The sequence below is a fragment of the Betaproteobacteria bacterium genome (assembly GCA_016720855.1).
In the GTDB taxonomy this organism is placed as follows: Bacteria; Pseudomonadota; Gammaproteobacteria; order Burkholderiales; family Usitatibacteraceae; genus FEB-7.
On sequence record JADKJU010000005.1, the window covers coordinates 413756 to 432957 of the forward strand.

Sequence of the window (19202 nt, forward strand, 5' to 3'; positions counted from 1 at the left end):
CAGGTCTCACCTGACCACAGTCACGATCCGCGCAAGTCTCAATGCGACAGCACACAAGGCTCACCCATGACCCGTAAACATTGCTCCGGAATCTTTTCCCATGCGTTAGCGCTTTTCGCGCTGCTATCGCTTGCGGCATGCGGCGGCGGCGGAACGAGCCCTTCGGCATCAGGTGGGGTGATCGGCGGAACTGGATTCAAGGGTCCGGTGAGTGGCGCAACCGTTACTGCCTATGCCGTGAGCGGTGGATCACGCGGCGCACAGATAGGCACTACGACGACCGATGCTGGCGGAGGATTCACGCTGTCGATCGGGAGCCACACCGGGGCCGTGATGCTGCAACTTTCCGGGGGCACCTACACGGACGAGGCGACGGGCTCCCCGATGAACATGGCATCGGGAGACGTGATGACGGCAGTTCTCCCCACGGTCGCGGCAAACGCCACGATGAGCGGGATTCAGATCACGCCACTGACCTCGATGGCGCAGACATTGGCACAGAACCAAGCCGGTGGAATGACCGATGCCAACATCATGTCGGCCAACGCAGCCATTGGCAGCTACTTCTTGGTGAGCGACATTCTTCGGGTGTCTCCGATGAATCCGCTTGTCGCAGGCTCTGGTAGTACCGCCACCACGGACACGATGAACTACGGGATGTCCATCGCTGCAATGTCCGAGTACGCGAGGAGCCTGGGAATGACCACGTCCTCCGCCATGGTAACTGCCCTCATGAATGATTCGTCGGACGGATTCATGAACGGACGAATGGGCCAATCGCCGGTGATGATGGGTGGTATGGGCATGGGGACCACCATGTCCCCCTTCCGCCGGCACCAGGGATCTTGCAGGCGCGATGTCCGCCTTCACCGTTTCAGCGCAGAACAGGTCGGGCATAACCTCATCGATGATGCAGTCCCTGATCGCGCGCCTTGGTGCATCCAGCGGCCAACTTGCTTTCTAGAATAGGGCAGATAGTCATGAAGAGATTTCTAGCAACCGTGGCAATGGCAGCTGTGTCGGCCTCCGCATTCAGCCAGATGATGGGGGCACAGATGTCGACCTCGAGTTACTTTCCGATGGTTGACGGGGCGCGCTACGAATACATGCATGCTGGCGGTACGACAGCCATGAGCGCGGCAGTAATGCGGAGCGGGCAGACGTGGGCGGGTCAGGCCGGCCTCTACGCGATGCACTACACCTACACATGCAACATCGGGGCGGCCTGTGCGACCGATGCGACTCACTTCTACGGCATGGGACCCGATGGCGTTCATTATTTCGGGGGAACGGGGGCGAATCCCACGGGTACGCAATACTCCATGATGACCCTGACATCGCCTGAGTGGGTAATGAAGAATCCGGTAACACCGGGAACGATGATGGGCGGTGGCGGCTTTGCGAACGCGGAGTCGTGGTCAATGGGGGTGGCGGGTACAGGCAGCACGATGGGCTCGCAGAGCTACATGAGCAGCTACTCCGCCCAAGCTCTCGAAACCGTCGTGACACCGGCAGGCACCTTCTCCAACGTGCTTCATATCCGCGAGCGGTCGGGATCGAGCATTTCGCGCGACGTCTGGTACGCATCCGGCGTTGGCATGGTCATGATGGACGACGGCACGCAGGTTATGAAGCTCTCCGGCTACACGATGCCTGGTGCGGTCGCCCAGCCTGCAGGGGGAAGCGCGGCGCTGCCATTTACCCCAGTCAATGGAATGTGGTGGAACCCCAATGAGTCGGGTACGGGTTATAGCCTGCAGACTCAACGCGGCGTGATGGTTGTCGCGATGTTCAGTTACACCTCAGCCGGTGATCCCGTCTGGTACTACGCCCCTGGGCGCCTGTCTAGCACGGGCGCTGGCGTCACGATGTCCTCAACGCTGGACCGCTATCGAGGTGGTCAATGCGCATCGTGTGGGTACATGGCACCAAACCTAGCTGGAAATGACGGATCATTCTCTATTGAATTTTCATCACCAACATCCGCTACCGTGCGACTTCCCGGTGGGCGCACGACCGCTATCCAGCCGCAGCCTTGGTAATTGACTTGGGCACTCATGCAAATCAGGAAAGCCCGACAATCTTTATTGAGGAAGTCTTGCATTGAAATCGGGGCCTCAGGCTAGAAGCACTGCTTCAGCCTGTCGCCTCGTCACCAACCCCGGCAACACCCTCCCGCCTCCATAAACCCACTTTCCCAGTTCCGCGGTGGTACCAGCCCAATCCCTCTGATTGATCCGCCTTCGCAGAGTGGAAGTCTGTAGCCGCCCCGCCCCCAAGTTGAACGTGAAATCCACAATGGCAGCCAGCCGACCGGCAGGCTCCGTGGCCAATATCGGACAGTACCGCAGCGTGGCCGCAAGCGCTGTCTTCAGGTCCTGCAAGAGGTAGGACTCTGCCTCAGCTTCCGTAATCGGCGGGTGATCAGGGTGGCAAAGATGGCCGTACCCAATCGTCCAGTAACCCGCGGGGCAGACATACGGGTGCGCTCGCCCCTGGTCCTCCTTTGGCACCCGGTGGAATCCCTCGAACCGCTTTGCGAGTTCCACCGCGGCAGGCGGAACCGCAATCACGGCCGCACCCGGTCAAACACGCGTCCCAGGAACCAGAAATTGAGCACCCCGGCCCAGAGGGCCTGGTCGGCCTCGGTCCAGGCCTGCAGGACGGCGGCACTCCAGCCGATCCCGGCGGTCAATGCGCCCACAAAGGCCGCCGTCTTGGCCGCGCAGTAGAGGGCCATGAACCAGTAGGTAATTACGGGTCGAACGCTCACTGAGAGCGCGTCGGCCCAGCGCACACCGGTCTTCTCGCCTTGGGTGCGAACTGCATCACGTAGGGCCTCGATGGCACCGGTGTTCCAGGCCGCATCGGCTGCCGCGCCGATCTCGGACATCTTCTGCGCGCCCCGGAGCCTTTCGAACTCGAGCGCCTTGTCCTGCATCGCGAGTTCGTGGCCGCGCTCGCCACGTCGGTCGAACCATTTCAGGACTTCAGGCGCTAGGCGGAAGACGCCACCCAACAGACCACCCAACAAGGTCTCGATCATTGCGAGCCTCCCATGAACTTGAACTTGATCGCCGCACCCAGAAGCGCCACCACCAGGAGGCTGGTCGTCGCGACACGGATCACGGTGCGCCAGGCAGTGCGACGGGCATCGCGCCAGGCTTCGAGCAGATCGCGTAGCTCCCGAATGTCTTCGGCCGCATGCGGGCCCTCGAGGCCGAGGTGAACGAGCGCGCGCTCGGCGCCACGTTCGGCGGCGCGATCGAGCAGGTCCTCGAAATCCTCCTTGCGGACGGTGAGGACGTTGTCTTCGGGGGGCGGTGTGATGTGTTCGGCGTTCATTGGGTCTCCAAAAAGGCGAACCCGCCACGAGGGGCTGACCTCGGGCGGGTTCTGGGTTGAATCACAGCATTGATCTACGGGTGGATCAAATCTCGATTACCTCCAGCGTGAGACTGGGTGCGACACCCTCGATCACATCGTCGCGCACGAATACGGTTTGGCCGACCTGGGCATCTCCCCGAGCGGTGAGGATCCCGCCACCGGGGAGTTGCACCGTGACAACGCCGGCGCCCACTGCCGTGACGGTCCCCGCCTGAAGGGGCGGATCCGGTAGCAGCTGGCGAAACTGCTGGTAGACGTTATGCATGGGTTTCGACTCCGAGCGTCTGCCAGACCTCGGGTAGTCCCGCCTGGACACTGGTGCTACGGACAAGTCCCAGCCGGCTCACGCCGCCGTCCTGGTACTCAACGAAAGCGCCGGGCTCGATGACGCCCGTTTCGGGGAGGACCGGCAGGCGAAGCGTTACGTCGATTTGCCGTCCCGTATCGGCGAGGATGGCGATCCCCCGTTGGCGTGCTGCGACTGCCTCGGTGATCAGGGGATCCACTACCATCGGCGCCAGTTCATCTCCAGCGGTCCCGATGCGCTTCACCCATCCGAGCACACCCGCCGAGACACCGGATACGTAGACACCGTTGTAGCGGGCTGCGTCCTTCCACTCCAAGCTCTCACGGGCGGTCGCGGCCGAGGGGAGCACGAAGCCAGGCACCACAGAGCCCCACTCCCAGGGCGGGACCGGATAGCGCGGCAGGACGCGAATTGTTTGCGCCGTGCGATGCGGCTGCAGGTAGGACCCCGCGGCCTCCGCGATGGTGTTGAGGGCGGAAATGTACGTCCCCTGATGGGACCAGACACCTGCGGGAACGAGCCAATCGGTAATGCCCCAGTCCACGCTCCAGCCGATCGGCACGCCGTTGACCCGCAGGGCGTCGGCCATGAGTTGCTGCGCGGTGCGATTCGCCGTGTTCGCGAAATTCTTCGTCGGCGCATAGGGCGCATCGAGGACAGCACCCTTTCCGCGGCCGGTGACTTTCACGGAAGCTTCCCCGAAGGCGCGCTCGCGAGACAAGCGCTCGGCCAGGACCCGATAGGCGGTGCCGTTGATCGTGACCTCGAGCTCGACCGGATTACCGCTCGAGTCTGGCTCGAGATCGCCTAAGGCCTCAGCGGGAACCGTGGCATCAAAGCCCCAGGTCCAGGAATCGGCGTCGATCTTGAGATCCAGGGAGAGTGTCGGAATATCGATGTTCCCGACCACCCGCCTTAGGCGAACGTCATTGACGACCACGTAGACCCTCCGAATCGGGACGATGACCGTATCGCCCGGCCCGGGCGGTACGGCGTTCTCGCAGATGAAGATGAGAACGCCATCCAGTGCGACGGCGTCCTTGAAGATCAGTACCCCGCTTGGCGTGTAGCAAGCGGGATGTTGCGGCTCTGGCGGTAGCGCGAACCGCCCTGCACGCGGCCGAATCGCGTCGCCCCACCATGACTGCCAGCCGATCGGGAACGGAGCGGCCGTCTCGTGAAGCGCCACTTGTCCGGCGGAAATCCTGACCGCCCGCTGGTAACGGCTGCGTGGACCGCTACGCGGCCGGCGGTCGGCGTCCTCGAAGCGCGAGCACCGGGAATGCCGGATTCCGACGGCGCCCTCAAAGCGGGACGCCCTGGAGATCCGACGATCGCGGAGCGCTTCCTCCGACACCACTCGGCGGTCGCCGGCACCCACCTGGGCCGCGTCCTGGTGCCCTGCCGCGCACCGGACTGGCGCGGGGTCGAAGGAATCGGGGATCAGGGACGCGACGCGGGCCGTGAGCGGCGCAGCAAGTTCCCAAGGTGCCATTCCTGCCGCCGCTACAGGAAGCGCTGTGGAGGCCCGTTCCTGCGCGCCTTGGCGGGTACTTTCGGCCGTGTCCCATGCCGTGGCGGCGCGGTTGACCGTGGGCCGGGCCGTGTCGGATCGGTAGATCGCCTCAATCGCCATCTCGAGGGGCGGAAATATCCCCGAGATCGAAAGCGACACATCGGGCGCAACCGACGACTCCCCGAAGAGGAGGTTTGCTGTCCCTGGCAGCAGGCTGAAAAGCAGATCGGCATCGGCCACGGACTACCCCAGGGTGCCGGCCGTGATGGTGGCCCTCCCGCCCGCGAATAGCTGCACGGAGTCGAGCCAGACCTCCCCTGGGCCCCCTGCCTCCGACACATCGCAATCCCACGCCGGTGCGCCGTCGCCATTGACGAACCGCGCCCACACGGCGGTGCCCGTAACCGAGATCATGGCCGACTCGGGCGGCGTAATCGTGAGGACGGCACCCGCAACTATCCCGACTGGCTCCAGGAGCGGGATCGAAACCAGGGGCGCGCCCCCAGGATCGGCGCCGTTTGCTGGACGCACCGTTCCGAAGATGTCTACCCGCGCCGCCCCAGAGCCCAGCGCTAGGAAGGTCACGACAGCGTCCAGGCGGGCGTTGGCGAGAGCGACGGAAACAGAAATCACGGAATGACGGGGGCAAGGTTGTCGGCAATCACCGCCCGGTAGTTCCCGGTGTGATCGAAGGCGACGACCGTGTACTTGTAGCGGTGGTCGATGTAGTCGAAGGCGTAGGCGCCGTCAGGCGAGCTCCACGTCTCCCGGATCACGGTGCCGGTAACTTCAGCAACCAGCCACACTTGGCGTGCGACCGGCACGTCGGGGGAGCCCTTCTCTTTGACGGTCCCCTCGATCCGTCCGCGTCCACCATATGCCGTGTCGCCAGTGAAGTACTTTGCCGAGAGCTTGCCGCTCCCCACCGGCTGGAAAATGGAGAAGAGGGCGAGTCCCACCAGGGTCGCGGCCATGCTAGTTCGCCCACGGTCCGGTGATATCGAAGAACATCCCGCCCGCGTAGGCGGTGCCTGCGCCCAACTGCTTGTAGAGAAGCTTCTTGCCAGCTACGGGGGTATCTTCGAAGACGGAGTCCTGCGTGATCAGGGTCGAGGTCATTTGCGGAGTGAAGTACGCACCGGGAAGTTCCGCGCGGTAGGTCGCGCCTTCGAAGATCACAGGGGTCGACAGAATCAGGCCGTTGTCGGCCGCGTTCGGGTACGGCAGGTTCGAACTGTAGTACCCAGAGGTTTCGTAAAGGACACCTGTGGAAGTCGGCGAAAGTGCGTAGCGAAAGGTGATCGCCTGCGACCCACCCGTGCCGAGGTAGGAGCGCGCGATGTAGCGGACATTCATCGCCGCCGAGTAGTTGGATGCGACGGGAGAGCTCGACGCTTCAGGGGTGGCCGCGGAAACGTCGCTGTTCTTCAGGTACACGGCGAACTTGAAATTGTCCGGACTCTTCTTCGAGGCCACATCGCCCCAGGCGAGCACGAATACGGCATCCACCAAGGACGAGTTCGGCGCGACGGCCAGGTAGCAGAAGCGATCGTTTGCGATCACCCACCACTTCTTCGCGGTCGCGCTGTTCGCCTTGGGGATGTAGGCGCCGCCGGCCATCTGCGCTTCGGTCGGGAACTTGGCCGTATAGGTATCCACGTCCGTCATGCCTTCGGCGCCGAATGCGCGCGCCGACGTGGTGCCCGCATCGTCAATGCGGATGTGTAGACCGGTCGCGGCCACGTTGCCCGACTTGTAGGCGGCCTTGTTCGTGCCCGTAAAGGCCTTCACCCACCCTGCGGGCGCCAGTTTGAGGGTGATGGTTCCCGTTGCGGTCTGGTCCGTGATCCCCGTCGCGTCGAACACGACCGTATTGGTGGTGGTGCTCAAGACGCGCTTCTCGCCATTGAGCTCAGGCGGCGTGGCGCCGGCAATCAGTACCACGGTATTCACCCGCGCGGAGTGGCCAGTGGCGATGGTGGCTGTGGCGAGTCCTCCCGCCACGACGAGCGAGTCGACGGTCTTGAGGCCAAAGCCGTCTACGAGACAGGCATCGAGGACCGCGAGGAGGTTGCCGGCGACGTTCGTGAGTGTCGGCGCTCCCGTCATCGAGGAGTCGAAGATCTTGACGGTGGTGTCGGTCATGGGCGGATCCCTGGAAGGCGATTACGGGCGATCGACATCGCCACGGATGAGGAGCGTGAAGCTGTCGTTGGGCACGGTCTCCGGCCCCTGTTGGATGGTGCGAACCACCCAGACGGGAAAGAGGGCGCCGACGGTGTTAAACCGCAGGACGTTGCCAGCCGCCCACCCGCCGCCCCAACCGGTGGCGCGCAGCGTGAAATAGGGCTGGCCGGTCGCGGGGTTGATGGGTGCTACGTCCGTTGCGGTGTTGCCGGTGGCAATCAGGCCCACGTGCTCGCCGATCACGTTGAATGCGGTGGTGTTCGTGAACTGGATGGACCAGCGCTCGGTGCTCGCACCCACATTCGTCACCTCGACCGGGGCCAGGACGTCGTTGTAGGTCCCGGTCGCGGGGGACCCCGATACGTCATCGAGCCAAGTGCCCGCCCACGTCGCCTGGTCAAAGAGCACCGGGACGTAGGCGCGCAGGTCCCCCGCCACCAACGCGGACGACACGACCGAGCCAACCGGATAGTCGTGGGAGATCTGCCGCGTAAAAGCCATGGCGCCGTTGATCTGGACGTCGGCGATCTGCGCCATGTCCTCGATCCGATGCTCGATCGTCACCGGCTGCGCGTAGCCCGACACATCGGAAAAGGTGACGGTGCCGGCCTCGAGGTTCGCCGAGTAGCCGGTATCGATGACGTTGCCGTCGCTGCCGATGACCCGAACGCGCGAAAGTCGCACGCGGCCGCAGTTGATCGTCTGCGCGTTGGAGACCGTCTGCGGGCCGATCGTCTCGGCGTGGCCGATGACGGCGAAGTCGCCAGGATTGAAGATCGGCACCCGGCCATCGGTGGGTAGGCGCACCGGGTCCAGGCCAAGGATCTCGGCGTCGAGCGGGAGGTAGGAGTAGGAAACGGCGTTGTAGCGAATGGTGGAGACGCGGCAGAGGTCGGCCGGCAGCACGGTGAGACCTGCAATCCCCAAGTGGGTCAGGTCGATGTTGAGGCCCGGGTCTCCGGCGGGGTTTACGAAGAAGAGCTGGACGATGCCGTACTCGTAGTCGACCGTTCCTTTCACACGCGTCGCGTTGAACTTGCCATTGGCATCGGCCGTGACATTAAAGTCGGTGCCGTCCTGGAGCGTGCCCTGCACGCTAATGGAAGACGGGCGAAGGGGAGAGGCGGCTGTGCGGAACATGACGCCTGAATTCATGAACGGCGCGGAGAGCCCCGCAGTCGGGGGTGCCTGGATGCCGGCCCACTCGGTGATCGCGGGTGAGGCATTCGTTGTCCAGGCGGTGATCGCGAAGTCGCCAAGCGAAGCGCTGATTGCCCCTGCCGGGGTGCCCGAACCGGTCGCCGGATCGGGGTTGCGAGAGATCGAGCCGTCCGTCTGCCCGACGTAGATGTCGGCCCCAATTTTGAAGCGCGTCCCCCGCAGTAGGTAGTTTGGCGCGAGGACCGCTCGCCCGACGTATTGATTGACCTGGATGCTGACGCTATTGGCGCTACCCCGCCGCGACGATGTAGGCCACCGTCGACGGTCTGCGGGGCGACGGTGAGCGTGCGGATACGCAGGTCGCCCGCACCGCCCCAGCCGCCGATGGGGGAAGCGTTCCAGATGAAGGTCTGGGAGTACTGCGGGAAGTTGAGCGGCGTGGTGATGATCGCCGGGCCCTGCACGTCGGCCTTGCCGAGGGCGGTCGAGGCGCTGACGTTGATCTGGCCCGTGGCGTAATCGATCGTGCCAATGACGGTGCGGCCGTGGACGTCGTCCTCGAAGTTCAGGTTTCCATTGCCGTCATCGGTGACAGCAATGGCCCTGGACTTCTGCGCAGGGTCGATCCGCAGATCACCGAAGGGGTAAGTGGTCGAGTAGTTGAACTGCGCGGCAAGCGTGAAGGACACGGTGCCGGGCTTCACATTCGCTGCCCCGATGAAGCCCCCGAACACATTGACGGAAGCGGCCGACAGCGGGGTATCGCCGGTCGTGTCGAGGAGAAACATGGTCCCGGACGCCGGGAGCGCATTCGGGCTCAAGAAGACCACGCCCTTGGTGTAGTTCACGACCCCGGTCGCATCGCCCGTGAGGTTCCCGTAGCCGTCATCGGTTGCGGTTTTCACCGTGCCGTTGGTCCAGGACACCGTGAGCTGGCCTGCGAGGATGCGCGTGGCTCCCGGGGCATCGCTCGCCTCACCGGAGGTATTGAGTGGGGTAAAGAGCTTGGCGCCGTTCACAAGGTCGGTGTTGGGGACCGCACCCACGACCGCGTTCGTATAGAACTGCAGGATGATGGCGCTGCCCACGTCCGGCAGCGCGCCCAGGGTGAGCGCGACGGAGCCGGTGAGATACGAGAGTGTCCCCACCCCGTAGGCGGCATCCGCTCCCTTGATGGCGCCCGTGCCGTTCTCACGAAGGACGTACCACGTGCCACCGGAGAGGTAGGACACGCTTAAGGAGGCCCGTGCTGGAATGGCAGGCAGCGTGAGGGCGTAGCTGATGCTGCGGCTCTCGGCCGTGACGTTGATGCCGATGGAATCGGAAATGAGCGGCGGAATGTCGGCCGGGGTGTAGGTCACCACCTGCGTACCGGCCGAGGTTCCCCAGACGTTGGTTACGAGCCGGAGGATCCCGTTCTCATAGTCGACGGTTCCGACTTCGGTCGAGCCATTGAGGAGAAGCCCAGCGGCATCGGTGAGGGTGACGCCCGAGCGGACGACCGTGAGGCTCCCCGGCAAGGTCCCGCCGCCGACGAAGAGCGCCTGGGTGGTGGTGAAAGCGAGCGTGATGGAGCGCGAGATCGGGGAGCCGCTCTGGGTGTAGGCGACACTCAGGCCGTTGGAGCGGGCATCCACAATGGGTGTCTCGGTCTGCGCCGAAGGCACGATCTGAGCAAAGATTGTCTCCACCTCGGCGCTCACGTCACCGGTGTCAATCGGCGTGACAGTCGCGACCGCTCCGTAGTACTTCGCGGCATTGGCGACCAGGGTGTCGCGCACGCGCGTCTTGCCTGTGGCCGGCTGAAAGGTGCGATCGGGAGGCGAGCCTGGGAAGTCGTAGCGCAGCGCATCGGAGAGCTCGCACGTCACTACGTTCGCCTTGTAGTCCGTGTAGGTCCCGCTCTGGGAGTAGGTGAATGTGCGAACTTCTGCGGAAACGCGTGTGACGCGGACGTATTGCGAGAACTCCGTGCCGGTCCCCTCGTTCATGCCGAGGTAGAGGGTTTTCCCCACCGGAGGCAGCGGGGAGCCTTCGCGCTGAAAGAGTTGGATCGAGCGCTGGCCGGTGATGTGGTTCTCGAAGAGGTAGCCTTCCCAGAGGGATCCCTTGTTGAGGTAGGCCTCGACGCGGTTTGCCGCGTCCTCGCGCTGATCAAAGACATCGCCCGTCTTGAATATCGTCACCGCTACCCGTGGGTCGTCGGGCGGGTCGGCCACGATGACGTTGCCCCCGTAGTAGCCATCCACTGTGGGTGTCTGGATGCTCGCGAAGACTTTGCGGAAGTTGACCCGGCCGCCGGCGCGGTCGAGTTCGCTGATGTCATTGAAGATGGAGTTGCTCGCCCCATCGGTGATGACGTTCGACGTCGGAGGGCCGCCGCCGTTATCCACGTCGTCCATGACTTGCGATGCGACGAGCTTTACGTCGCCTGCGAGAATGCCCATCTGCTAGATCTCCATCAGGCGAAGTGTCAGGCGGTAGTAGTCGGACCCCGACCGCGCCGGAAAGCCTAGGACGGGCTCGGCCTCGATCGCGGTATCGCCAAAGCGAAAGGCCACGACGAAGACGCGGGCATCGGCGAGCGTGAGCTCGAAGCGCCCGGAGTCGACCGCCAGAGGATCAGCGGCCCAGCCGTAGAGGGTCTCCACCACGGCGCGCGTCACCCACGCCATGTCAGCGGCACCCACCAAGGTAATCGGGCGGCCTGCCTGCCGGGTGCCGGACTGCACGAGAAGTGCGCCGGTGAGTAGATAGGAGATGTTGGCGACGACTGGACTCCAGGCGTGCTCATCGGTCCACAGGAGGTCGTCTGGCAACGCCAGCACCACCCCATCGGTGAGGTTTTTGAGTTGCATGTGGTTTTGGACTCAGGCCGCGCGAGCGCGGGCGACTTCGAGGATCTGCAAGAGCCGGGACTCATCTCCGGCGTCGATGGTGGCGTTGACCCGGCGATCGCCGGCCGCCAACTCGACCCGCACGGTGCGCGTGGGTGCGGTGTTGGCTTCCAGGACAGGCCGCGTTAGTGAAAGCGTGGGTGGGCCCAGTCCCACCAAGCCCCCCGAGGCGTAGCCCTGGACCCGGGCAGCGACCGCGCGGGCGGGAAGCGCCAGGCTATTGAGCGCTGCGAAGAAGCCGGATCCAAAGCGCGCGACTGCGGCCCTGTTCACCACGTACTCACCGGGCGTGAGCATGGCCGGCACGGAGTCGGAGGCCGCAGGGCCCCCTTCGGCAAAGCCTCGCGCCTCGTTCTGCTCCATGTAGGAGACAAGCTCGCGCTCCAGGTCTTTGCCGAAGGCCAGCGGCTGCGCCATGGCCGAGCGCCACGTCTGCTGAATGCGGGCCATGTGTCCACGCTCATTGCCGGTGAGCTGGTTCCTACCCATGAGGGTTTGGACGATGTCGCGATCCTTTGCGGCCTCGGCGCGGTAGCGCTCCATGGTCTTGTAGCGCATGTCGAGACTCACCCCGCCGCTATAAGTGCGCTCGAGCCACAGGGTGTATTCGTCCATCCCCCGGAGGCCCAGTTCGATGAGCTTCAGAGCTTCGATCGCTTCGCGATTTCGCTTCGGAGGCGTTGGCCGCCCCAGATCGCGATCCTCCGAGGGGCGCTCTCGATTGGCTTTCCTCGCGGCAGAGGACTTTGCGACGGGGCCGCCGAGCGCAAAGCGCGCGACCCCATTGGCAAGCCGCGAGAGCGTCCCACCGCCGTACTTCCGGACGGCGGCCTTGCGGAGCACAAAGGCGCCGGCTTCCAGGGTGCGCGGTACCGTGTCGTGGTGGCCGGATCCGGGCACCGAGCCGCCCGCCATGCGAGGAAATGCGGAGGCCACGCTCCCGCCGTCAGCAAATTGCCGTGCGCCAGCACCTTGCCTTGCGCCAGCACCTTGCCGTGCGCCAGCGCCGACGAGGCCGCCGGTTGCGTTTCCTTCGACGCGGCGAACCGTGATCGTGTGGGTGCTCGAGGTATTCGCGCCGTTCAAGGACTGGATCTGGGAGCGCACGGTGTCCACGTTGGCGTTCACCTGGTGGCGCGACTCCGTCTGGATCCGCTCGAGGGCACGAATCATCCCGTCGACGTTGGTGATCGAGGCTTGGGCCTTCTCGGTCGTGACGCGCAATTCCAGGAGCGCGTTCTGATCGGCGTAGGTGCGAAGCTTGTCAAGCGCGTCGCGCGCCTTGCCGACATCGGCATTGATGGGAAGGGTTTTGCCCTCCTTGAGTAGCTGCTCGTACTCACGCAGCTGCTTTTCCGCCTGCTGCAGGTCGGCCTGAATCGAGACGAGGAGCTTCTTCTCGGCAAGCGCCTTGTCCAGATCTGCGAGAGCCTGGGTAAAGCGAGAGGCATCGGCGTCGATCGTGACCTTGAGGCCCTGCTGAAGCTTCGCCGTGAGTTGGTCGACCTGGGTCTGGGTCTCGGTAAGGGTCTGCTTGATCTGGTCGCGGGCGGACATGGCCGACTGGGCGGCCGTCCGGTGCGCGTTCGCCTCGGCGTCCAGGGTCTGAGTGAGGATCTCCTCCGAGGACTTGATCTTCTGGACCGCCGTGTTGACCCCTTCTTTGCCCCGGGCGATCGCGGCGTCCGCCTCCTGCGTGCGCTGAGAGATCTCGGCTCGCAGCTGATCTGCCTGCCGCATCAGGGCTTCGGACTTGCCGTACTCCTGATTGCGGGAGGCTTCCCGCGCACGCGCTTCGAGCGCGACAATCTGAGTGGCACCCTGCTCCGCCTGGCGGCGGGCATCCTCGGCGCGTCGGGCCTCACTCGTTTCACTAGCCGCAACCTGGGCGGCCAAGTCCATGGACTTTTGGGCGAGGCTTCGCGCTTCCTCAAAGGAGCCATTGGCCAGCGCCCGGCGCGCTTGCTCCTGGTACTCCGCGATCTGGCTCTTGCGATCCTCGGTCGCCTCGTACTCGCTCATCCCCTGGCGCTGGATGTCGCGGATCCGCTCCTCCGTGGACATGGAGAGGCGCCGCTTCTCCTGCTCGATCCGATTCACCTCGGCCAAGTGCCGGTTCGCCTCGGCATTCAGGGCATCGACGTGGCTGCGGTACTCGGCAATCGCCTGGGTCATCGTCTGGCGCTTGGCGGCCAGGATCTCGTTCTCGACCCGCTGGACGTTGGCCGAGCGCTCGGCATCGCTCTGGCCCTGGTGCTGCGCGGCCGCCAGGCGAGCGCCGGACTCGTCATCGATGAGTTTCAGGGCTTCCGCGGAAGCCTGCCGGCGAAGGAGTGCTTGCTGGGTGAGCGACTCCGAAAGTAGCTGTGTGGAGCGCGTGATCGCCGCGGATTCCGACGTCTGGAGCGCTGCAAGTTCGGCGACTTCCTGCTGGTAGCGCGCTTTGACGGCCTCGACCTGCTGTTGCAGGTTTGCCTCCACGAGCGAGGTGAGCCCTTTGTAGGCCTCCGCCATCTTGGCTGTCGCATCGGCCACGGTCTGGTTCGCCTTGCCGACCGCCTGCTCAACCTCCCCGAGCCGAGACTTGAGCTTTTCGAGCGCTCCGTGCACGGCCTCCACACCCCGGGCAACCGCCTCCTGAGTGCCCTGCCGGACGGCCTCCAGGCGCTTGGCGATCTCCTCGGCTGCCGAAGCTGCGGAGTTCATCGCCCCTTTTGCGGCCTCCGTTCCCCGTCCGGCGTCTGCATACATCTGCGCGAAGACCTGATTCATCTCGGCAAGCCGTGCCTGATGGCGTTGAGTCGCCTGCGCAAGCGTGTCGGAGGTGAAGAGGGCGGCGAACATCTCCCACCGAAAGCGCAGCTCTTCGATTCCGCGCATCAGGATCTCGACCATGAAGATCCCGGCTTTACGGACGATCTCGAATTTCTCGGAGAGCCACGTGCCGATCTCCCAGCCAGCAAAGAGGGCCCCCAGGACGCCAAAGGCAGTTTTCACGAGTCCGATACTGGCCACCGCTCCCGTTAGGGACTGGTTCACCGTGGCCCATGCCGCCACCGTCGCGTTGGCGGCGGCCACCGCTGCAGCACCTGCGGCTTGCCAGGCGGTGATGACGGCCGGGATCAAGCGATAGGCGAGCACGGCGAGCCCCAACTCCGAGACGCGCTTTAGCCACTGCATCACGGTGTCGAGGTTCTGCGAGAGCCACGTCATGGCCTCCGCGAGTCTGCGGGTGAGGCCCGTGGAGGCATCGACCTGACTGACCCATTGGCCGAAGGCGTTGCGAAGCCGTTCGAAGGACTGGCTGACCGTTTGCGGAAGCTGCGCGTACTCGGTAGCGAGCGCGTCCTTCTGGGACATGAGGGCGTTGACGACCACGTCGGCCGTGAGCCGCCCCTCCTCGGCGAGCTTCCGCAGTCGCCCGATCGGTACATTCAGGCCGTCCGCCAAGGCTTTCGCCAGTCGCGGGCTGTTTTCGACGACGGAGTTGAACTCCTCCCCGCGGAGCACCCCGGAGGCGAGCGCCTGCCCGAACTGCAGGAGTGCCGACTGCGCCTCGGTGGCGGAGGCTCCCGAGAGGCGAAGCGCCTGCGAAATGCTCTCGGTAATGGCGAGCGCATCCTTCTGCTCGCCGCCCAGCATCCGCACTGCCTGCTGGAGCCTCCCGTAGAGGGTGGCGGTCTCCTGGATCGGCACGCCGATCCTCTGGGCGATGGCGAAGAGCTCCTTCTGTGCGGTGGTGAATTCCTGCTGGCCAGCGGTGGCAAGCTTCAGGCGCGAGGACATCATGGCCCACGCGTCCGCAATCTGGATCACATCCTGCGCCTTGCCGGCTGCCCAGCTGATTGAGAGGAAGGCGAGGAGCTGCGTCTTGGCGCTTGCCACCTGCTCGCTGAACGCCGACATCCCTGCCTTCACTTCGGCCATGCCGGCAGCGGCCTTGTCGCCGGCAGTCTTGGCCGTGGTCGCAAGCTCCCCAAGGCTACGCTCGGCCGACGTGATGGCGCGCTTGAGCCCTTCGTCGGCACCTTCGAGAGCAACGAGGATGGAGATTCGGTTGGAGGCCATGGGGCTACGTGTGGAGAGGCGAACTGGCGCTGTCGCGACCGACAGCCGTGATAAAATGCGTCATGGCTGGATCAAAGCACCTCAAAATCCAGGACGTCTCGCTGCGCCTATCGAAGAAGAACGGCAATGGAGTCCTGCGACGCGAGATCTGGGTCGATGCCAAGGGCAAGGTGGTGCGCTATAACCTCGCCTACATTAACCACGACATCTTCCAGCGGGACAACGGAAGGGTTCTTGGATATGACAACGCGCACGGGACGCATCACCGCCACATGAAGGGCAAAGTCGAAAGCGTCCCGTTCACGAGCTTTGAGGACATTGAGCAGCGATTCGAAGCGGATTGGTTGGCGCTACGCCGAAAGGGCAAGACATGAAGACGATCATCAAGGTAGACAAGCCAGCCAAGTTCTTCGAACGGGGCCGCGCGGCTGCGCGGCTCGCGGATCAAGGCAAGGCCATCCCTCTTGAGCGCGTCATCGCTTTCGAGGATCCCGAGGACATGGCTCGTCTGATCACCACCGCCAAGCTGGCGCTCTTCCGGGCGGTGCGCGAGAGCCCCGGTTCGATCACGGAATTGTCGGAGCGGCTGCACCGGGATCGTAGCGCGGTGAAGCGCGACATCGACGAACTGGAAAGAGCCGGTCTCATCGAAGTTCAGGAAATCCCCCACCCGGGACATGGTCGCAAGAAGGAAGTCCGGGCGGTCGCCGACCAGGTCTTGCTCGCCATCTGATCAATCCCGCGCCTTCACTTCTATAGCGCCCGGATCTGTTTCTCAATTGCCGCCGATAGTCGCGGAATTCGGCCCGCGACCAGCCGCTCGACGTCCAGGCGCTTCTTGAGGACCACCTTGGGCACGAGGACCGCGATGGGAATGCTGGCGCCGCGCTTCAAGCGCTTCACCCCTTCGGCCTTGCGGTAGCGACGCTTGAAGCCCGCCAGTGGCCGGTCGTGCTCTTTGATGTTCTCGGCCATCAAGACGATGTTCCCCTTGGCGTTCTTCACGAAGTAGGCGTTACCGCCGCGCATGAGCGCCGCCACCTGCGCCTTGAAGCGCTTGCGCCCCACGCGCCCGTGGATCGGAATCAGCATCCGACCGCCAACGGCCCCGCCCTTCTCGTGGATCCCCGACCAGGGAATGCGCGAGCCCACGTAGAGCGCCGGCAGGCGCGTCGGATCCTTGTCGAGGACGCGGGCCGTGAACCCCTTGAGGAAGGACTTCCGGACGACGGCGAGACGAGAGCCAACGTGACTGCGCACATCCTCACGTAGCTCGGCGGCCTCGCCACGAATGGCCAGGGAGACTGCCTTTTTCACCTTGTCGCGGTACTCGCCACCCCAGCGACGCAGCTGCGCGCCCGCTGCCTTGCTATCGATCCGGATGGCAATGCGCACGGTCGGTCAGTCGGTCGAGGGTCTTGTCCAGTTGCCGGGATTCGCCTCGGGTGCCGATGGCGATCACCGAGAGAAGTCGGGCCTCCTCGGCCGCTTCGGCGCGCGCGACTGCGTCCAGGAAGCCGCGCACCTGACCCAGGGTGTAGTCGAGGACGTCGGGGAGCCGGTGGCCGTGACGGATCAGCCGCTGGATGGCGTCGAACCAGAAGCCACCGTTGGGGCCTGCTTCATCTGCGCGAAGAGGCCGTCCAGTTTCGGGATCACCGTCTGGGTAAAAAAATCGGCATTCACCTCGATCACCTTGGCGGCCAGCAGGATGGCTTCGTCGGCCGCGAGGTCGTCGACCCACTCCCGAGGCTTTCCGACGGCAATCGCAATGGCCGCCAGGAGGTCATCACCCCGTTCCCCGAAAAGAGCCAGCCAGTCGATGGCCGGCGCGGTGAGGCTCTGCATGACGGGCGAGATGGCGCGCAGGAACGCCGGCAGGCTCCCCACCTTGAGCGGTTTGAGGGTGAGGGTCTCGCCCGCCACGGTGATCTGCACACCGGGCGGGATGAGCGTTTCCAGATCACTCATGGGTCATCGCCTTACAGTTGGACGATCCGGCCGAACTGACCGAGGAGCGCGTCGTAGGGTTTCGTCGTATCGGCGAGGAGGGAACCCTCCATCTCGAACTTGTTGTACTCGTCCGAAATGAGCGAGAGCTCCTTCAGGGGGTCGAAGGCCACGCGGTAGAGCTCCACCAGCACCTTGGCATTGGCCTGCGCCGTGTTGAGCCCTTCGAGGCGGAGGTAGCGCTCCGGGAGCGGCTGCGTGAAGATGCCGATTTCGGTTGCGACTCCGTAGGTGTAGCTCGCCTTGTAGGGTGCCGTGAAACCCGTCAGATCCAGGAACTGGATCGCGCCGAAGTCGGTGACGGCGGTGTAGTGCGTGCCGAGAGTGAGAGTCGCCGGCGTGCCGGCCGAATCCACCACCACGAGGGCGGACACCTTGGGATGCGCGAGGAAGTAGCGATCCCCCACCACAGGGGTTGCTCCACCCACCGGCTCATCGGTCACGCTGCCGGTGCTGCCGGTCACGTGGTTCCCATAGAGGGCCAGCGCCAGGTTTTCCTTGGTGAACTCTTCGATGGTGAGGTTCACCGTGGCGGACTTCTGCTTGACCATGCGGTGGTCGAGCGAGCGCTGGCCGGTCTGGCTCTCGTAGTGCTCCAGCACGTCGGTCTTGAGCGAGAGCTTCAAGTCCGCGACGTTGCCGGGCGAGCGCACTTCGATGGGAAGGCCTGCGGTGTCACGCTTGCCCAGAAAGACGCGGCCCTGGAAGGAGGCATAGGTGCTCATGGCTTGGGTTCCTTGCGGTAGGTGGGTTTGGGTTCAGGGGGGAGCGCGGCGAGTACCGGATCGAGGGCGGCGATGCCTTGGCTTACGAGCCAGTCGGCAGTAGCGCTATCCAGTTCGATCCGATCGCGGACCCCATAGAGCTTTCCCGCATGGGTATGCGGGCGCAGCAATACGACTCGCGTCATAGGTTTCATCCTTGAATGGAAAGATCAGCGGCAAACGTCCGGTAGGTGATCCGGTAGCGCGCGGGGATCGCCGCCGCCACGGCATCGGCGTCTTCCATCTCCCACTCGGTTTCCTGTTCGCGAATGCCGAGCGCGAGTCCCCCGAGGGTTCCGTCGGCCATCAAGGCGGCATGGGCCGCCGTTAGGAGCGCGTCGGCCTCGGTCTCGGGGCGGTTGGCAGGACAGCGCGTGCCAGTGCCACGATGCGAACGGTGAGTTCCCGGGTGACCCGGTCGTTTGCCCGCTCGGTGATCGCCTCGGACTCGGGAAACACCACGAGGGCCGGACATTGCTCGCGCGTCACGGCCACCGAGGGGGACCGATGCACGGTTGCTCCCAAGCCTTCAGCTGCTGGCCGCACGATCGCTAGCGCCGCGAGCAGGATCTGCTCCCGGATCGAGTTGCCAGCCATGGGAGTTAGAGGCGGGTGAGCTTGGCGCGCAGTTCCGAGCCATCGCCCACGGCCCGGATCTCACGCACCTGGAAGGCCACACCCTCGATCTCGACCGTCTCACGCGGGGCGAGGCCGGCAAAGACCGTGGCGGGGTAGGACATCACGTACTCGGTACTTGCGGTGAGGCCCTCGAGGATCGTCTCGTCCGGGGCGGCGAAGCCCACATCGAAGGTCTGCGGTGCCCCACCGCTGGAGGGCGTCCAGCGGCAGGACTTCAGAAACCCAACGTTGGCCGCCGCCTCATAGATGCGCTCGACGAGCCCCAT

The 19202-nt window shown here is 64.5% G+C and carries 22 protein-coding genes and 1 pseudogene; 4 read left to right on the top strand and 19 right to left on the bottom strand.

The genetic code is table 11. From position 1 onward, the window contains the following. Positions 1 to 66: 66 nt before the first annotated feature. Together IPP91_19775 and IPP91_19780 are read left to right on the top strand one after the other, a co-directional pair. Entirely contained in the window at positions 67 to 969 is a 903-nt protein-coding gene (locus tag IPP91_19775; protein MBL0144277.1) for a hypothetical protein, read from the top strand. Positions 970 to 980: 11 nt separating this feature from the next. Next, the gene (locus IPP91_19780) at positions 981 to 2042 is read left to right on the top strand and encodes a hypothetical protein (protein ID MBL0144278.1); all 1062 of its coding nucleotides are present in this window, start codon (positions 981 to 983) and stop codon (positions 2040 to 2042) included. Between the two features lie 75 nt (positions 2043 to 2117). Here the strand turns inward: IPP91_19780 and IPP91_19785 are convergent, their stop codons facing one another. The 12 genes from IPP91_19785 to IPP91_19840 form a co-directional block, all read right to left on the bottom strand. Then, on the bottom strand, positions 2118 to 2573 hold the full coding sequence (locus IPP91_19785) for a lysozyme (protein ID MBL0144279.1): 456 nt from the start codon (positions 2571 to 2573) through the stop codon (positions 2118 to 2120). Further along, positions 2570 to 3046 (bottom strand): hypothetical protein, encoded by a 477-nt coding sequence (locus tag IPP91_19790; GenBank protein ID MBL0144280.1) that lies wholly within the window; start codon positions 3044 to 3046, stop codon positions 2570 to 2572. The genes IPP91_19785 and IPP91_19790 overlap by 4 nt, the downstream gene beginning before the upstream one ends. Further along, positions 3043 to 3345: a hypothetical protein gene (locus IPP91_19795; protein ID MBL0144281.1), complete on the bottom strand. Its 303-nt coding sequence runs from the start codon at positions 3343 to 3345 to the stop codon at positions 3043 to 3045. Before IPP91_19795 ends, IPP91_19790 begins: the two co-directional genes overlap by 4 nt. A gap of 85 nt (positions 3346 to 3430) precedes the next feature. Beyond that, the gene (locus IPP91_19800; GenBank protein MBL0144282.1) at positions 3431 to 3652 is read right to left on the bottom strand and encodes a hypothetical protein; all 222 of its coding nucleotides are present in this window, start codon (positions 3650 to 3652) and stop codon (positions 3431 to 3433) included. Next, positions 3645 to 5450 (bottom strand): hypothetical protein, encoded by a 1806-nt coding sequence (locus tag IPP91_19805; protein ID MBL0144283.1) that lies wholly within the window; start codon positions 5448 to 5450, stop codon positions 3645 to 3647. Before IPP91_19805 ends, IPP91_19800 begins: the two co-directional genes overlap by 8 nt. 3 nt (positions 5451 to 5453) lie before the next feature. Further along, complete coding sequence (locus IPP91_19810; protein ID MBL0144284.1) at positions 5454 to 5843, bottom strand: hypothetical protein; 390 nt, start codon at positions 5841 to 5843, stop codon at positions 5454 to 5456. Next, complete coding sequence (locus tag IPP91_19815; protein MBL0144285.1) at positions 5840 to 6184, bottom strand: hypothetical protein; 345 nt, start codon at positions 6182 to 6184, stop codon at positions 5840 to 5842. The genes IPP91_19810 and IPP91_19815 overlap by 4 nt, the downstream gene beginning before the upstream one ends. 1 nt (position 6185) lies before the next feature. Next, entirely contained in the window at positions 6186 to 7355 is a 1170-nt protein-coding gene (locus tag IPP91_19820) for a hypothetical protein (GenBank protein ID MBL0144286.1), read from the bottom strand. Positions 7356 to 7376: 21 nt separating this feature from the next. Next, entirely contained in the window at positions 7377 to 8537 is a 1161-nt protein-coding gene (locus tag IPP91_19825) for a hypothetical protein (protein ID MBL0144287.1), read from the bottom strand. 11 nt (positions 8538 to 8548) lie between these two features. Then, entirely contained in the window at positions 8549 to 11005 is a 2457-nt protein-coding gene (locus IPP91_19830; protein ID MBL0144288.1) for a hypothetical protein, read from the bottom strand. Positions 11006 to 11008: 3 nt separating this feature from the next. Next, complete coding sequence (locus IPP91_19835) at positions 11009 to 11416, bottom strand: hypothetical protein (GenBank protein MBL0144289.1); 408 nt, start codon at positions 11414 to 11416, stop codon at positions 11009 to 11011. A gap of 12 nt (positions 11417 to 11428) precedes the next feature. Continuing rightward, a complete protein-coding gene (locus IPP91_19840) occupies positions 11429 to 15523 on the bottom strand; it encodes a phage tail tape measure protein (protein ID MBL0144290.1) in 4095 nt (1364 codons plus the stop codon). A gap of 62 nt (positions 15524 to 15585) precedes the next feature. Between IPP91_19840 and IPP91_19845 the strand changes: the two genes are divergently transcribed. Together IPP91_19845 and IPP91_19850 are read left to right on the top strand one after the other, a co-directional pair. Further along, positions 15586 to 15897 (top strand): transcriptional regulator, encoded by a 312-nt coding sequence (locus IPP91_19845; protein MBL0144291.1) that lies wholly within the window; start codon positions 15586 to 15588, stop codon positions 15895 to 15897. After that, the gene (locus tag IPP91_19850; protein MBL0144292.1) at positions 15894 to 16256 is read left to right on the top strand and encodes a MarR family transcriptional regulator; all 363 of its coding nucleotides are present in this window, start codon (positions 15894 to 15896) and stop codon (positions 16254 to 16256) included. The genes IPP91_19845 and IPP91_19850 overlap by 4 nt, the downstream gene beginning before the upstream one ends. Before the next feature lie 20 nt (positions 16257 to 16276). Here the strand turns inward: IPP91_19850 and IPP91_19855 are convergent, their stop codons facing one another. The 7 genes and pseudogenes from IPP91_19855 to IPP91_19885 form a co-directional block, all read right to left on the bottom strand. Further along, on the bottom strand, positions 16277 to 16918 hold the full coding sequence (locus tag IPP91_19855) for a hypothetical protein (protein ID MBL0144293.1): 642 nt from the start codon (positions 16916 to 16918) through the stop codon (positions 16277 to 16279). Beyond that, positions 16893 to 17102, bottom strand: a complete 210-nt coding sequence (locus IPP91_19860; GenBank protein MBL0144294.1) for a hypothetical protein — start codon at positions 17100 to 17102, stop codon at positions 16893 to 16895. Before IPP91_19860 ends, IPP91_19855 begins: the two co-directional genes overlap by 26 nt. Continuing rightward, entirely contained in the window at positions 17099 to 17494 is a 396-nt protein-coding gene (locus IPP91_19865) for a hypothetical protein (GenBank protein MBL0144295.1), read from the bottom strand. The genes IPP91_19860 and IPP91_19865 overlap by 4 nt, the downstream gene beginning before the upstream one ends. 11 nt (positions 17495 to 17505) lie before the next feature. Further along, positions 17506 to 18258, bottom strand: coding sequence for a hypothetical protein (locus IPP91_19870; protein ID MBL0144296.1), 753 nt, complete (start codon positions 18256 to 18258; stop codon positions 17506 to 17508). Continuing rightward, positions 18255 to 18443, bottom strand: coding sequence for a hypothetical protein (locus IPP91_19875; GenBank protein ID MBL0144297.1), 189 nt, complete (start codon positions 18441 to 18443; stop codon positions 18255 to 18257). The genes IPP91_19870 and IPP91_19875 overlap by 4 nt, the downstream gene beginning before the upstream one ends. A gap of 5 nt (positions 18444 to 18448) precedes the next feature. Then, a pseudogene (locus IPP91_19880) lies at positions 18449 to 18894 on the bottom strand (hypothetical protein). Between the two features lie 5 nt (positions 18895 to 18899). Then, the gene (locus IPP91_19885) at positions 18900 to 19202 is read right to left on the bottom strand and encodes a hypothetical protein (protein MBL0144298.1); all 303 of its coding nucleotides are present in this window, start codon (positions 19200 to 19202) and stop codon (positions 18900 to 18902) included.